Source organism: Clostridium ljungdahlii DSM 13528 (assembly GCF_000143685.1).
Taxonomy (GTDB): Bacteria; Bacillota; Clostridia; order Clostridiales; family Clostridiaceae; genus Clostridium_B; species Clostridium_B ljungdahlii.
Genome location: NC_014328.1, coordinates 2,562,786 through 2,576,859, shown reverse-complemented (window position 1 = coordinate 2,576,859; position 14,074 = coordinate 2,562,786). Strand labels below are relative to the sequence as shown.

The 14,074-nt window shown below is 31.1% G+C and carries 12 protein-coding genes, 2 riboswitches and 1 other annotated feature; of the genes, 6 read left to right on the top strand and 6 right to left on the bottom strand.

Annotation, left to right across the window (positions count from 1 at the left end; genetic code table 11):
* The first annotated feature begins 149 nt into the window (after positions 1 to 149).
* A complete protein-coding gene (bcaP, locus tag CLJU_RS11520; RefSeq protein WP_013238991.1) occupies positions 150 to 1,568 on the top strand; it encodes a branched-chain amino acid transporter BcaP in 1,419 nt (472 codons plus the stop codon).
* Between the two features lie 181 nt (positions 1,569 to 1,749).
* Positions 1,750 to 1,949, top strand: a binding site (T-box leader).
* A gap of 204 nt (positions 1,950 to 2,153) precedes the next feature.
* Complete coding sequence (ilvB, locus tag CLJU_RS11515) at positions 2,154 to 3,830, top strand: biosynthetic-type acetolactate synthase large subunit (RefSeq protein WP_013238990.1); 1,677 nt, start codon at positions 2,154 to 2,156, stop codon at positions 3,828 to 3,830.
* A gap of 51 nt (positions 3,831 to 3,881) precedes the next feature.
* On the opposite strand, the gene CLJU_RS11510 is transcribed toward ilvB, so the two are convergent.
* Positions 3,882 to 4,673, bottom strand: coding sequence for an ECF transporter S component (locus CLJU_RS11510; protein WP_013238989.1), 792 nt, complete (start codon positions 4,671 to 4,673; stop codon positions 3,882 to 3,884).
* Between the two features lie 131 nt (positions 4,674 to 4,804).
* A riboswitch (THF riboswitch) is annotated at positions 4,805 to 4,921 on the bottom strand.
* A gap of 80 nt (positions 4,922 to 5,001) precedes the next feature.
* Positions 5,002 to 5,388: a hypothetical protein gene (locus CLJU_RS11505; RefSeq protein WP_013238988.1), complete on the bottom strand. Its 387-nt coding sequence runs from the start codon at positions 5,386 to 5,388 to the stop codon at positions 5,002 to 5,004.
* Positions 5,389 to 5,559: 171 nt separating this feature from the next.
* Here CLJU_RS11505 and nifS point away from each other — a divergent pair, with 171 nt between their 5' ends.
* A complete protein-coding gene (gene nifS / locus CLJU_RS11500; RefSeq protein WP_013238987.1) occupies positions 5,560 to 6,729 on the top strand; it encodes a cysteine desulfurase NifS in 1,170 nt (389 codons plus the stop codon).
* Positions 6,730 to 6,761: 32 nt separating this feature from the next.
* Positions 6,762 to 7,838, top strand: coding sequence for a tRNA 2-thiouridine(34) synthase MnmA (gene mnmA / locus CLJU_RS11495; protein ID WP_013238986.1), 1,077 nt, complete (start codon positions 6,762 to 6,764; stop codon positions 7,836 to 7,838).
* 294 nt (positions 7,839 to 8,132) lie between these two features.
* Here mnmA and CLJU_RS22930 read toward each other — a convergent pair whose 3' ends face one another.
* The 4 genes from CLJU_RS22930 to crcB (CLJU_RS11480) form a co-directional block, all read right to left on the bottom strand.
* The gene (locus CLJU_RS22930) at positions 8,133 to 8,315 is read right to left on the bottom strand and encodes a hypothetical protein (protein WP_013238985.1); all 183 of its coding nucleotides are present in this window, start codon (positions 8,313 to 8,315) and stop codon (positions 8,133 to 8,135) included.
* A 154-nt stretch (positions 8,316 to 8,469) separates the two neighbouring features.
* Complete coding sequence (locus tag CLJU_RS22925) at positions 8,470 to 9,153, bottom strand: aminotransferase-like domain-containing protein (protein WP_013238984.1); 684 nt, start codon at positions 9,151 to 9,153, stop codon at positions 8,470 to 8,472.
* 343 nt (positions 9,154 to 9,496) lie between these two features.
* Positions 9,497 to 9,859 carry a fluoride efflux transporter CrcB gene (crcB, locus tag CLJU_RS11485; protein ID WP_013238982.1) on the bottom strand — a complete coding sequence of 121 codons (363 nt, stop codon included), beginning with the start codon at positions 9,857 to 9,859 and terminating at the stop codon, positions 9,497 to 9,499.
* Between the two features lie 27 nt (positions 9,860 to 9,886).
* Positions 9,887 to 10,342, bottom strand: a complete 456-nt coding sequence (gene crcB, locus CLJU_RS11480) for a fluoride efflux transporter CrcB (protein ID WP_013238981.1) — start codon at positions 10,340 to 10,342, stop codon at positions 9,887 to 9,889.
* A gap of 48 nt (positions 10,343 to 10,390) precedes the next feature.
* Positions 10,391 to 10,450, bottom strand: a riboswitch (Fluoride riboswitch).
* A 161-nt stretch (positions 10,451 to 10,611) separates the two neighbouring features.
* Here crcB (CLJU_RS11480) and CLJU_RS11475 point away from each other — a divergent pair.
* Positions 10,612 to 11,427, top strand: coding sequence for a DUF166 domain-containing protein (locus CLJU_RS11475; RefSeq protein ID WP_013238980.1), 816 nt, complete (start codon positions 10,612 to 10,614; stop codon positions 11,425 to 11,427).
* Between the two features lie 219 nt (positions 11,428 to 11,646).
* On the top strand, positions 11,647 to 14,064 hold the full coding sequence (locus tag CLJU_RS11470) for a VIT and vWA domain-containing protein (protein ID WP_013238979.1): 2,418 nt from the start codon (positions 11,647 to 11,649) through the stop codon (positions 14,062 to 14,064).
* Positions 14,065 to 14,074: the final 10 nt, after the last annotated feature.

Here is a 14,074-nt window from a genome sequence, read left to right as displayed (position 1 = left end):
AAATATATGCAAAAATCATAAAATCATATTGAATTGTATAAAAAATGGTGGTATTATTAATAATAAATTCATTTTTAGAAATAATACTGGCATGACATTATAGAATGACAGTGTTGTTTTTCAGTTAAATTTAGGGGGGCAATTGACGTATGAAAAATATTTTTAGAACAAAACCCATCGAAAGTCTTTTGGCAGAGACTAAGGGAAAAAATTCCTTAGAGAAATCATTAGGAGCTTTCGAACTTACTATGTTAGGTATAGGGGCGATAGTAGGTACAGGGATATTTGTACTGACAGGAATAGCGGCAGCAAAATATTCTGGACCAGCACTTGTAATTTCATTTATTATAGCAGGACTTGCTTGTGGATTTGCAGCACTTTGCTATGCAGAGATAGCAGCAATGGTTCCTGTAGCAGGAAGTGCATACACTTATGGTTATGCGGCACTTGGAGAATTTTGGGCCTGGATCATAGGATGGGATTTAATTCTTGAGTATGCTTTTTCAGTTGGCACAGTTGCAATTGGATGGAGTGGATATTTTGTTAGTATTTTAGGCGATTTAGGTATAAAACTTCCGGATATTATTACAAAAGCACCTTTTGAAGGTGGACTAGTAAATTTACCTGCAGTAGCTATACTTGTAGTAATCACAGGTATATTGGTAGCAGGTGTAAAACAAAGCGCAACTACAAATAATATAATAGTTGCTATAAAATTAGCAGTAGTACTTTTATTTATAGTATTAGGTGTTAGACATGTTCATCCTGCAAACTGGCATCCATTTATGCCTTATGGATGGAAAGGAGTTTTTTCAGGAGCATCAGTAATATTCTTTGCTTATATAGGATTTGATGCGGTTTCCACTGCAGCAGAAGAAGTAAAGGATCCAAAGAAGGATTTACCTAGAGGAATTATAGCATCTTTGATAATTTGTACTGTATTATATATTGCAGTATCAGCTATATTAACAGGAATGGTTCCATATCTTAAATTTAATGATACAGCAGCTCCAGTAGCTTTTGCACTTCAGCAAGTAGGAATAAATTGGGGATCAGCTTTAGTTTCAGTTGGTGCAATTTGTGGACTAACTTCAGTTTTAATTGTTATGTTATTTGGCCAAACTCGTGTATTGTTTGCAATGTCAAGGGATGGACTTTTGCCTAGAGTATTTGGACAGGTTAATCAAAGGTTCCATACACCTGTAAAAAGTACTTTACTTGTTGGTATTATAACTATGATAATAGCTGGATTTACACCAATAAGTGTTGTCTCAGAACTAACTAATATAGGTACACTAGCAGCATTTATAATAGTATCTGCATCAGTTATAGTTTTAAGAAAAAGAGAACCGGATAGACCTAGATCATTTAAAGTTCCATTTTCACCGGTTACACCTATTTTTGCTATGATAGCTTGTGCTTTCTTAATAATCAATCTGCAAAAGGTAACTTTGGTAAGATTTGCAGTATGGCTTGTTGTTGGACTTATAATATACTTTGTATATGGAAATAGTCACAGTGTTATGAACGATGAAGATTTGGCAAGTACACAAGATGCAGCAAAATAATTTCTGCTTATTAGGTCATGTTTATATAGCATGGCCTGATTTTTTAGCAGTTTAGGGATTTATGTATATTTTTGAATTTATTTTCTAAAAAATTAAAAAAGTTATTGACATTTAAAAAATAAGATAGTATTATTAAAACATATACTAAATGTGAAAGTGTAATTAAATTGAAAATTATATAGTAAAAATTAGGATAGGGAAGAGTAATTAGTGAAAGATTTCAAAGAGAATGAGGTTAGGTGAAAGCTCATAAATTATTAGCTAGTGAAAATCACCCTGGAGTTGTTTAACTGAAATATAAGTAAGTTATACCGGCAGAGCCGTTAATTGAATTAAGTAAAAAATTGGGTGGTACCGCGGACCAAACTTCTCGCCCCAGAGGGCAGAAGTTTGGTCTTTTATATTATATAAATATAATATAAAAGGTGTAATTCTAACTTAATTAAGTAAATAAGTGTAAAAAAAGAATAAATAAGTATGTGAAAAAAATAACAAGCAATCTATTTTTTAGTCTAACTAAGTATAAATTATTATATTATTTGATAAAATAATTGATTAATATATAAATAAAAGGGGGACTTAGATATGAAAATAAAGGGAGCTGAAGTACTATTAAAATGTATGATGGAGCAAGGTGTAGATACTGTATTCGGATATCCGGGAGGAGCTGTTTTACCTATTTATGATGCACTATATGCTGCTAAGGGAAAGATAACTCACATATCGACTTCACATGAACAAGGGGCTGCTCATGCTGCAGATGGATATGCAAGATCTACAGGAAAGGTAGGAGTTGTAATTGCAACATCAGGGCCGGGAGCTACTAATACGGTTACAGCAATTGCTACAGCTTATATGGATTCCGTACCTATTGTAGTATTTACAGGACAGGTTGCGAGAAGTCTTCTTGGAAAGGATTCTTTTCAAGAAGTAAATATTAAAGATATTACTGCATCCATAACTAAGAAAAGTTGCATTGTAGAAAAGGTAGAGGATTTAGCTGATACTGTAAGAGAGGCATTTCAAATTGCAGTTAGTGGAAGACCAGGACCTGTAGTAGTAGATATACCTAAAGACGTACAATCAGCTGAAGTAGAATATGAGCCTTTTAGAAGTAAGCTTTCTGAAATTAAAGAAAAGAAATATTTTAATTTAAATGAGTATGGAGACAGTTTAAATAAGGCAATAGATATGATAAATAGGAGTGAGAGACCTGTAATTTATTCAGGTGGAGGAACTGTCACATCAGGAGCTCAAAATGAATTGATGGAACTTGTAGAAAAAATAGATTCACCAATTACCTGTTCACTTATGGGAATAGGAGCTTTCCCGGGAAACAATGAATATTATATGGGTATGGTTGGAATGCATGGAAGCCGTTGCTCAAATTATGCAGTAAGTAATTGTGACTTATTAATAGCTATAGGAGCTAGGTTTAGTGATAGGGTTATAAGCAAGGTAAGTGCCTTTGCTCCAAAAGCAAGAATAATACACATAGACATTGACCCTAAGGAGTTTGGCAAAAACGTGGATATAGATGTAGCAATAAAAGGAGATGTAAAAGAGGTACTTCAAAAGATTAATTGCAAGTTAGAAAAGGCCGACCACAGGGATTGGATGGAGAAAATAAAACAGTGGAAAAGTGAACAGTGTGAACCTTTTAAAGAATGTAAATTAAGTCCTAAGTTTATAATGGATACCTTGTATAATCTTACAGGAGGAGAATGCATAGTTACTACAGAAGTTGGCCAAAATCAAATTTGGACTGCACAATATTTTAAATTCTTAAAGCCAAGAACATTTGTATCTTCAGGCGGACTTGGAACTATGGGCTTCGGACTTGGAGCTTCTATAGGAGCATCTATGGGTAATCCAGGGAAAAAGGTAATAAATGTAGCAGGGGATGGGAGCTTTAAAATGAATTCTACAGAGCTTGCTACTGTTGCCAAATATAAGCTCCCTATTGTACAATTGCTTTTAAATAATCGTGCATTAGGCATGGTATATCAATGGCAGGATATGTTCTATGGAAAGAGGTTTTCAAATACAGAACTTGGACCAGATGTTGATTTCATGAAACTTGGAGAAGCGTATGGTATAAAGACTTTTAAGATAGAAGACAATAGCCAGGTAGAGAAATGCTTAAAGGAAGCTCTTGACTTAAATGAACCTGTAATTATAGAATGTGATATAGATAGGAAAGAAAAGGTATTTCCTATTGTACCTCCGGGAGCGGCTATATCGGATTTAGTAGAAGAGTAAACAGAGAAATAAAAAATGGGGACATTTGTTTGACCCCATTTCTTTTACGTTTTAAGCTTTTTTTACTACCCTACCTTGAAATAAGCTATAACAGTACATAATCATACAGGTTATATAGGAATTTACTATAGTCATAAGAAGAGCCTCAATTATTCTAGGTATCCATAAGAACATAAAGCCTTTGGCAATGAGAGCAGGAGTAAATATAAGCAATATATAAGTATTTATAGTGCATATTAAAATTCCAGATATACCAATTGCAATTATTAATTTAAAATAATTGTTATTTACAAAATCATAGGATTTTACCATACTTTTCTTAATAAATACATTTATTATAAATATAATAACGCCTATAGCACCTATTAACATAAGTCCGGTACTAAGGTATTGAGATTTTTTTCCTAAAGATGATAGTAGTTGTCCTAAAGTAGTATGATATGCAAATTTCATTATGATAAAATTAAAAAAACCTACTACTAAGAGCAATCCAAAGAAAGCAATATAACAATTCCTTACTTTATATTCTTTAGCATTTTTAATATATCTCCATATAAGTGCAGGCAAAATACCAGCTGCTATATTAGTTATAGTAAACAAAGGGATGTATCCACCCATAGGTCTTATTATATAGCCAAGTATATCGATTAATCCACCTGAAATTCCCCCATATAATGGTCCAAATAATATACCAGGCATTATATAACATATGGCGTCAAAACTTATTCTCATAGTGAGTATGCCACCTGCAGCTATTGCTATAGAAAACGATCTCAAAACAACTGCGACGGCAACAAAAACAGCGGTAGTAACAAGAAATTTTGTGTTCATTCTACTTTTCATACTTTTTACCCCCAGTGTTATAATATTAAATTAATTTACACAGAGCAAAAAATCTACATAGAAACACCTCTTTTCTCTTTAATGTAGTCACATTAAAGAGAAAAGAGGTAAGTACAAAATCTCTTTAATGTAACAGCGGAAGCAATATCACATCGTAAGCTTTAAATTATAAAGTAAAATTATTTAAGCTTTTCGTTTAGAGACAACCTCCCATTCTCTAACACTTTACGCGTAATATTTACTCTGCTACCTTTGTCTTAATTATACAAAATAATTCCATTATTGTCCACACATTTTGTATAATTTCTAACTTTTCAAAATATTACTTTTATTCAATTAAATCCAATACATCTCTATAGACTAAAACATTTGATATACCAGCATAATATCTTATTATTCCATCGATTACTGTTATAGGTGGTTCAAATCCTTTTTTTATGGTATCCTCTACTTTTATAGATTCTTCATTTATAGGAGTGTTTTTACCTAATTCTATAAAGTGAATATCTACATTTTCCTCCATATGATTTATAGTTAGAAAATTTATTAGATTGTAGTATAAGTCTAAGGTTCTTACCTGTATTGTTTTGCTGCCATTAGTAGATTTACAGCCTTCACATTTTCCAGAACAAGCACTGTGTTTGTTATTACAGCGATCACCAGTTATTATAGCATCCTTATTTCCATATATATTAATTTTAATTTTTGAACCCATAGTTTAAATTCCTTCCTAATATACTTGATAAAAATTATAATATCATAATTTAAGATTTTTATACAATTAACTATAGTTGACAAAAGCAATATTTAAAAATATGATATAGTATATTATAGTATATCACTATGATTTCTACAGAAAAAGTACACTTTGATAGGAGAGGTAATAATGAAAACAGAAATCTATATGGATTATGCAGCCACAACTTTTGTAAAACCAGAAGTAGTAGCAGAAATGCGTCCATATTTTACCGAGTATTTTGGCAATCCATCCTCTATTTATCACATATCTAGAAAAAATAAAATGGCTATAACTGAAGCTAGAGGAAAGATAGCAGATGCCATAAATGCAAATAGAGATGAAATATTTTTTACAAATGGGGGTTCTGAATCTGACAACTGGGCTATAAAGGGAATTGCATCTGCAAATGAAGGTAAAGGAAATCATATAATAACTACAGGTATAGAACATCATGCAGTTATAAATACCTGTAAGTATTTAGAGGAGCATGGTTTTAAAGTAACTTTTCTTCCTGTAAATGAATATGGAATGGTTAATTTAAATGAAATTGAAAAAAGTATAACAGATAATACTATACTTATATCTGTTATGTTTGCAAATAATGAAATAGGTACAATAGAACCTATAAAAGAAATAGGAAGTCTTTGTAGAAAAAAGGGAATATTGTTTCACACGGATGCAGTTCAAGCAGTGGGAAATGTACCGATTGATGTTAAAGCTATGAATATAGATTTATTGTCTATGGCGTCCCATAAATTTTATGGACCTAAAGGTATGGGAGCTCTTTACATAAAAAAGGGAGTTAAGATAGATAGTTTAATTCACGGTGGAGCACAGGAAAGGGGAAGAAGAGCAGGAACGGAAAATATTGCAGGAATAGTTGGAATGGGAAAAGCTATTGAAGTTGCTGTAAAAAATATGGATAGAGAAAGTAATAGATTGATTTATTTAAGAGATAAGTTAATTGAAGGACTTTTAAAAATACCTGGCACTAAACTGAATGGTGATAAAAACAATAGACTTCCAGGTAACATAAATGTAACTTTTAATTCTATAGAGGGTGAGATTTTGGCTATGGCTTTAGATGGAGCTGGAATATGCGTGTCTACTGGAAGTGCTTGTTCAGCAGGGGCAATAGAACCATCTCATGTACTTACAGCTATAGGATTATCAAGAGATGCAGCAAAGGGTTCATTGAGGCTTACTATAGGAGCAAATACTACAGAAGATGAAGTGGACTTTGTTGTAAATGAAATAGGTAATACGGTTTTAAAATTAAGAGAAAATAATAAAAAATGGCAGCAAATAAAAGATTGATTAAAAATACTTTGATTAGAATAGGTGATAAAATGAATAAGAAAGTAGTAGTAGGTATGAGCGGTGGAGTTGATAGTTCCGTTGCAGCATATCTTTTAAAAGAGCAAGGATATGAAGTTATAGGAGTTACAATGCAGGTATGGCAGGATGATAAATATTATGAAGGAATGGAAGGTGGATGCTGTTCTTTAAGTGCTGTAGATGATGCAAGACTTGTAGCGTATAACCTAGGTATTCCATATTATGTTATGAATTTTAGAAATGAGTTTAAAAAATGTGTAATAGATTATTTTATAGATGAATATACAAAGGGAAGAACTCCAAATCCTTGTGTAGCATGTAATAAATACATAAAATTTGATGAACTTTTAAAAAGAGCTATGGATTTAGGGGCAGATTATGTGGCTACAGGACATTATGCTACAGTGGAAAAAGTAAATGATAGATATGTACTTAAAAAGTCAAAGGATAGTAAAAAAGATCAAACCTATGCATTATATAATTTAACCCAGTTTCAACTAGAACATACTTTAATGCCCTGTGGAATTTATAAAAAGGAACAAATAAGAGAAATAGCAAAGAAGATAGGTCTAGCCGTTCACAACAAAAAGGACAGTGAGGAAATATGTTTTATTCCAGATAATGACCATGGTTCCTATATAAAAAGAGTTGCTCCCAATAAGGTAAAAGAAGGAAACTTTGTAGATAAAAGTGGTAAAGTCCTTGGGAAGCATGGGGGAATTACTTACTATACAATAGGACAGAGAAAAGGACTTGGAATAGCATTTGGAATTCCAATGTATGTCATAGACATAAATCCACTTAAAAATGAAGTTGTTCTTGGTGGAGAAAAAGATATTTTTAAAAACAAATTAATTGCAAAGGACTTAAATTTTATGCCTTTTGAAAAATTGGATAAACCTATGAGGATACAGGCAAAGATAAGATATTCAGCTAAGCCTGCTGATGCACTTATAAGTGCTATAGACGAAGACAGGGTTAAGGTTGAGTTTGATGAAAATCAAAGAGCTATTACAAAAGGACAGTCTGTAGTATTTTATGATGGAGATATCCTTGTTGGTGGAGGAGTTATAGACAGCTTATATTAGAGTTTGCAAGTTAAAAATTACTTTATTCTCCGGATATTTTTTACAACCTTCAGCCCGTTAAATATTTTGATAAGTCTAAGCAAAAAATTCTAAAAAAATCTAAGAAGTTTTGAAAACTCGTACCTCAAACAATTCAAAACTTCTAAGATTTTTTACGAATTTTTAACTAAGACTTATGTACAAAATATTTAAATGTGCTTCATTATTGTAAAAATATCTCTGCGAATAAAGTAATTTTTAAGTTTGAAACTATATAGATAAATTAAGAAATGGCAGCTAGAAGAGGATTAGATATTAAATAAGCCAAGCTTTTTTTAATATCTGAATGCCTTCTTTAATTTGTATTTCAGTCAAACCACCAAAACCAAGTAAAATCATAGGAAATTCATCTGATATACATTGATCATAATGAATTGAAGTTGGATAGACTTTTACTTTCATTTTATGAGCAGATTGAATTAATTCACGTTCTGTCATTCACACTTTTAACTTTTAATAAAATATGGAGTCCTGATTCTGATCCAATGATTTCGACTTTTCCTTTCATATACTTGTCAATTGAAGAAAGAAGCATTTCATGTTTTTTTCGATATAATGTCCTCATCTTATTTATATTCCTTGATAAATATCCTTATTTCATAAATATATAGAGTATATTTTGATGAAGCCTAGAGACTGTTTGTTTGTATATTTTAAAATGTTCTTGATATTTTAGAATTAATTTGGGGGGTAAAACTAAATAACTAATTCTAATTGAGGGAATTAAAGATTTTGAAAATGTCCCCAAATAAATAACATTTTCACTTCTGTCTAGTCCTTGTAAAGACGGAACTGGTTTCCCTTTATATCTAAATTCACTATCATAATCATCTTCAATTATATAACCGTTTTTTTCTTCATGCCATTTCAATAACTCTAATCTTCGAGAAATCGGCATAATCATTTCATAGGGAAATTGATGAGAAGGTGTAACATAAACCACTCTAGCAGAACTTTTCTTTAAATCGTTTATGCAAATACCATCTTTATCTATTGAGATACGATGAATATCTATGCCCTGGTCTTTAAAAACGGTTCTTACCCTATTGTATCCAGGGTTTTCAGTTAAATATGGATAATCTTTGCCTAGCAGCATACATAGCAATATAATTAAATATTGAGTACCTGCTCCAATAATAATTTGTTCTGGAGTGCATCTAACACTTCTTGATTGAAAAAGATATTTAGATATCTCTCTACGAAGAGATTTCTCTCCTTGAGGTTCACCTACTAATAAGAGACTGCTTTGCTCTGAATATAAACATTTGTTTGTCAATTTTATCCATGTGAAATAATGAAAGTGTTGATCCACAACTTGAGGAGTTTGGAAAGATGGGAAAACAATACTACAATGATTCCGATTTTGTAAGTAGAATGTCAGAAGAGTTAGCGTCTATGTCAGAGGAACTTACAGCCACAACTGGATAGGTAGGTGAAGCTGTACAAAGTATGTCTGAAACAATACAAAAATCATCAGAAAGTGCGAAACTAGTGAAAACAAAGATAAGTAAAACTACGAAGTCAATAACATAACAGGTGGTTTTAACTGCAAAATGTCAATCAGAACTTACTCAAAATCTTAATGAAATAGTTAATAAATTTAAGTTATAATCTTTTAATTAAAATCCTGCATAGTATGTTATTCTAGTTCCAAGGGCATAGAATGCTAGTCCAATTAGTGTTGTCATAATTACATATGTATATGCATGTAGTTTATACTTTAGTTGGAAAAGTTTAAAATCCTCGTACATAAAGGAAGAAAAGGTAGTATAGGCTCCCAAAAATCCATCACACAAAAGGATATAGAAGTTTCTAGAAATGTGAGAGCTGCTAAGTATTCCAAGCAGCAAGGCTCCTGTTATATTTATGATAAAAGTTCCTAGGGGAAATAGGGACTTAAATTTTTTATTTACCAAGTTTCCAAGACAAAATCTAGCTAGGCTTCCAATTATGCCGCCAATTCCAACTATTAAAAAGTTCATTTTTACGTCCTCCTGTTATAGTATATTTCAAATGGAATTTCCTTTATTTTTACAATCATTATCCTCTAATTCATTTAAATCAACAGAGTAGTTGAGGTTCAATTTTGAAACTAACTTTATGGAAGTAAATTCTCCAAGATAAGCAAAGGCAAGTCCCAAAATTAAAGAAATACAAATATAGCATACAGCTAACATAAGGTGGCTTGAATTTATAAGTGATACAGTTTCTTTGCATAAGGTAGAAAAAGTAGTATAAGCCCCTGCAAATCCCGTACATATTCCTAACTTTATATTTGAAGATACAACTGAAGTATAAACAGCAGCAGTGGTTACGAAGGCTAGAATAAAGGCTCCTGTTATATTTATAAATAAAGTATTTATAGGAATTAAGCTTAAATAGGTACTTACTTTTACATTTTCCAATGCAAATCTTAAAATTGCACCTAAAAAACCACCTATTCCTATGTAAATATATTTTTTCAATTTAATACCTCCTGTGAATTTGACTACAAAAAATGCTCCTACTTTTTAATTAAAGTAGGGGCTATCAGCCATAAGCAATTAAAGGTGAGCTCCATCACCTATAAAATATATTTCTATAATATATTTTTTATTATACTACCTATAATATATTTTTTGCAAATAGAAAATATATAAAAGCGTAACAACGGTTACAGATAATTTATATAGAGTAATGTATCATATTAATTGGGTAAGTTATATTTGTATCTTTTATATAGGGGGGAAAAAGTTTGAAAATACTTATAGTTTGTTCAAAAAAGAGTGGAAAGTTGCCTGAAAATGAATTTTACACAAAAACTGACAGCAGATTTGCAGGTGCAAAATTTATACCACATATAAAAAATTATAAGGAAGCTTGTACTGTATGCGGTAAGAAATGTGTTTGGTGTAGAGGAAAATATGAGTTGAATTTTAAAGAGAGTGTAAGCGAAGTAATTGAACTTCCAGATATATATGAATTATTTGAAGACAATCCATTAAAGTATCTGCCACAAAAATTTAAGAAACATGATGCAGCTGTAATTATAGGAGTACATGAAGATATAATAATTGAATTGCCAAAAATAATAGCCGAAAGTGGTGGAAAAGCTATGATAGTTCCCTGTGAAAGTGGAAGCTGGGTATCAAAATGGACCAGAGAAAAACTTATTGAGGAATGTGAAAAATATAATCTACAGTATGCTTTTCCTAAACCTTTTTGCACATTGAAATATGGAAAATTTCCTCTCATAAATGAATTTATTGATTTCTTTAAAATAGGAAAGCCCAAATTTAGACTTTATGTAAATGATGAAGATGTGATAGAAAAAGCAGAAGTTATAATATCCGCACCTTGTGGAAATGGGTACAATATTGCAAGACATCTTTTAGGAAAAAAGTTAGGAGAGGAAGCAAAGAAATCTGTGGCAAAATTTTGGCACAGTTATCCATGTCTCGGAGATATGCATGTAGATCCAGAACTTGGTGATACTCCTCTTCATATAAGTGGATATACCCACTATGCGGCTCTTGAAAATGCACAAATAATTAGAAATAGCAAAGTTTAAGTAATTACCTCTGATTTTAGAATTAAAACTAAGATCAGAGGTAATTTTATTTAAAATAATTTACCATATATATGATATAATAATACAAAATAGATATTTTTAGTATGAATATATTATTAAGATGTGGTAAATATATAGTTAGTAATTATTTTTAATGGAAAATAATATTTAATATGTATTTTTGTAGATAAAGTGAAATTGAAAAGGAGGTCAGGATATATGTTATCTTATGCTAATAGAGATACTAAAATTGATGAGGGAATTTTATTAAAAAAAGTTAATATTAATGGAAATTTATGTGCAGGGTATGGTGAGATATTTATAAATCAGATTTATCAGAATTGCAGTAATGAAAATATAGAAGGAGTGTACATTTTCCCGCTTCCAGCTGCAGCTATAATATCTGGTTTTGAAGCAGAAATAGGTGGAAGAGCTTTAAAGGCAGTAGTTGAAGAAAAAGATAAGGCACTTCAGATTTATGAAAATGCAAAATTGCGAGGAGACAGCACTTTTTCCCTAGAAGAATTCAGTCCCCACTTATTTAAAATAAGCATAGGAAAAATAATTTCCGGAGAAACTGTTAAAATAAAACTTTCCTACATAGAGGAACTAGATTATAAAGATAGTACATTTAAACTTACAATACCTGCAATTTCACAACCTAAGATAATAAGAAATAGATCTAAAATCGAAGAGCTAAAGGATAACTTGGTAAATAAATTAGGTATAAGAAAAACTAAGGAAGAGAACTTTGAATTTAAAGTAAACATAATAGTGGAATCATTGAGTAAAGTTGATTTTAGGTGTCCCTACCATAATATAAAGGTGGAGAGGGAAGGTGACACAGTAGCTAAAATAAGCTTAGAAGAAAACTATTATTTAACAGATAAAGATTTCATATTGTTTATAAGGGAAAGAGAAACCTTAGAAGCAGATGGAATGATATATGAGTATAAGGAAAATGATGAGGAAAAAGGGATAGTTTATATGAGAATGATTCCTAAACTTGACCCCTATGAAGAAGATATTACAGAACATTATGTATTTTTAATTGATATTTCAGATACGATGAAAGGTGAAAAGTTAGAACAAGCTAAAAATGCACTTCAACTTTGTATAAGAAATCTATCAAAAGGAGATACTTTTGACATGATAGCCCTGGGGAATAAGCTAATTAGTTTTTCTCAAAATGGACCGATAGAGTTTAATGCAGATTCACTAAGAGAAGCATCTAAGTGGATAGATGGTTTAAAAACGGAAAAAGATGCGGATATATTTGGAGGAATAAAATACAGCCTTGAAAATGAAGGATCTGAAAATACTATACTTCTTTTTACAGATGATTCGGTAGAGGATGAGGAAAAAATACTTTCCTATGTGAATGAAAATATTGGAGATAATAGAATATTTACTTTTGGAATAGATTCTTGTGCAAATAATTATTTTTTGAATAAGTTAGCCCATGAAAGTTATGGAAAAGCAGAATTTATAGATATAGGGCAAAGAATTGAAGACGTGATTTTAAGGCAGTTTAATAGAATACAAAGTCCTCAGGTAGATGGTATAGATATAAATTGGGGAAGGTTACAAGTTAACTCTACTTATCCAAGGACTATTGAATATATGTATGATAGGGAACCTTTTTCTATATTTGCAAGTGTTACCGGGGAAGTAGAGGGACGAATAACTTTAAAAGGGTATGTGGATGGAAAAGAATATTTGAGAAGGATAGATATTGATAATTTTAGTACAGAGGAAAATGCCAGCTTACTTAGGAAGGTTTGGGCTAGAAAAAAGATGAAATCTCTAGAAATGAATATGAAAGCACAGAGGGGACAAGAGAAAGAAGAAATGAAAAGAAAGTTAATAGAACTTTCTAAAAAAAGTGGCTTCATAAGTCCTGAAACTACTTTCATATTGATGGAATTAAGAGAAGAACCAGTACTTGGCATTCAGCTTAAAAATATAATTCCAATAAAAGTAAATGAAAGCACTTTAGGTGAAAAAATAGATGAAAATTTAGAAAGTGGTTTTTTGTATAGAAGTTTTACCGGTGATAAAGAAGAGAAAGAATATGACAGTGACAATTCATATTTGGATAAAAAGTATACTAGAGAAAAACTCATACGAATAATAGCTAAAAATCAATTTGCAGACGGGGCTTTTGTGGATTATGAAGATAGTAATCTAGAGGATAAAATAGAAACCACTTCTATGGTAATGCTGGCATTTATAATTGGAAGGGAAAATATAGACATATATACAAATCAACTAAATAAAGCTGCAAATTTCATATGTGACAGTTATGATCAGGTTGATTTTAATGTGAGAGATGATATTTTAGAAATGTCTATTCTGGCACTAAATAATATAAAGAAGAAAAAAATACTAAAGGACAAATATGTTTTAAAAGTTGATCATATAATAGAGAGATTGTGTGAAAGTTTATATCCTAAAGAGGATACAAAGCACATATTAAAGAATTTAATGGACAATTCCTTTAAAAGAAATGTAGCATCTCTTTTTAAATCAAGCGAAGATGGAAAATATATAGAAGAAGAAATAACTATAGTTGAGGAGAGAAATTCCATATTTAATATGGCAAAATTGGCAGTACTTAAGGCACTAAAGAATTAAAAAGAATCAT

Coding starts and splice junctions, on each gene's coding strand:
- bcaP (WP_013238991.1), top strand. CDS start 150: ATGAAAAATATTTTTAGAACAAAACCCATCGAAAGTCTTTTGGCAGAG.
- ilvB (WP_013238990.1), top strand. CDS start 2,154: ATGAAAATAAAGGGAGCTGAAGTACTATTAAAATGTATGATGGAGCAA.
- CLJU_RS11510 (WP_013238989.1), bottom strand. CDS start 4,673: ATGAAAAGTAGAATGAACACAAAATTTCTTGTTACTACCGCTGTTTTT.
- CLJU_RS11505 (WP_013238988.1), bottom strand. CDS start 5,388: ATGGGTTCAAAAATTAAAATTAATATATATGGAAATAAGGATGCTATA.
- nifS (WP_013238987.1), top strand. CDS start 5,560: ATGAAAACAGAAATCTATATGGATTATGCAGCCACAACTTTTGTAAAA.
- mnmA (WP_013238986.1), top strand. CDS start 6,762: ATGAATAAGAAAGTAGTAGTAGGTATGAGCGGTGGAGTTGATAGTTCC.
- CLJU_RS22930 (WP_013238985.1), bottom strand. CDS start 8,315: ATGACAGAACGTGAATTAATTCAATCTGCTCATAAAATGAAAGTAAAA.
- crcB (WP_013238982.1), bottom strand. CDS start 9,859: ATGAACTTTTTAATAGTTGGAATTGGCGGCATAATTGGAAGCCTAGCT.
- CLJU_RS11470 (WP_013238979.1), top strand. CDS start 11,647: ATGTTATCTTATGCTAATAGAGATACTAAAATTGATGAGGGAATTTTA.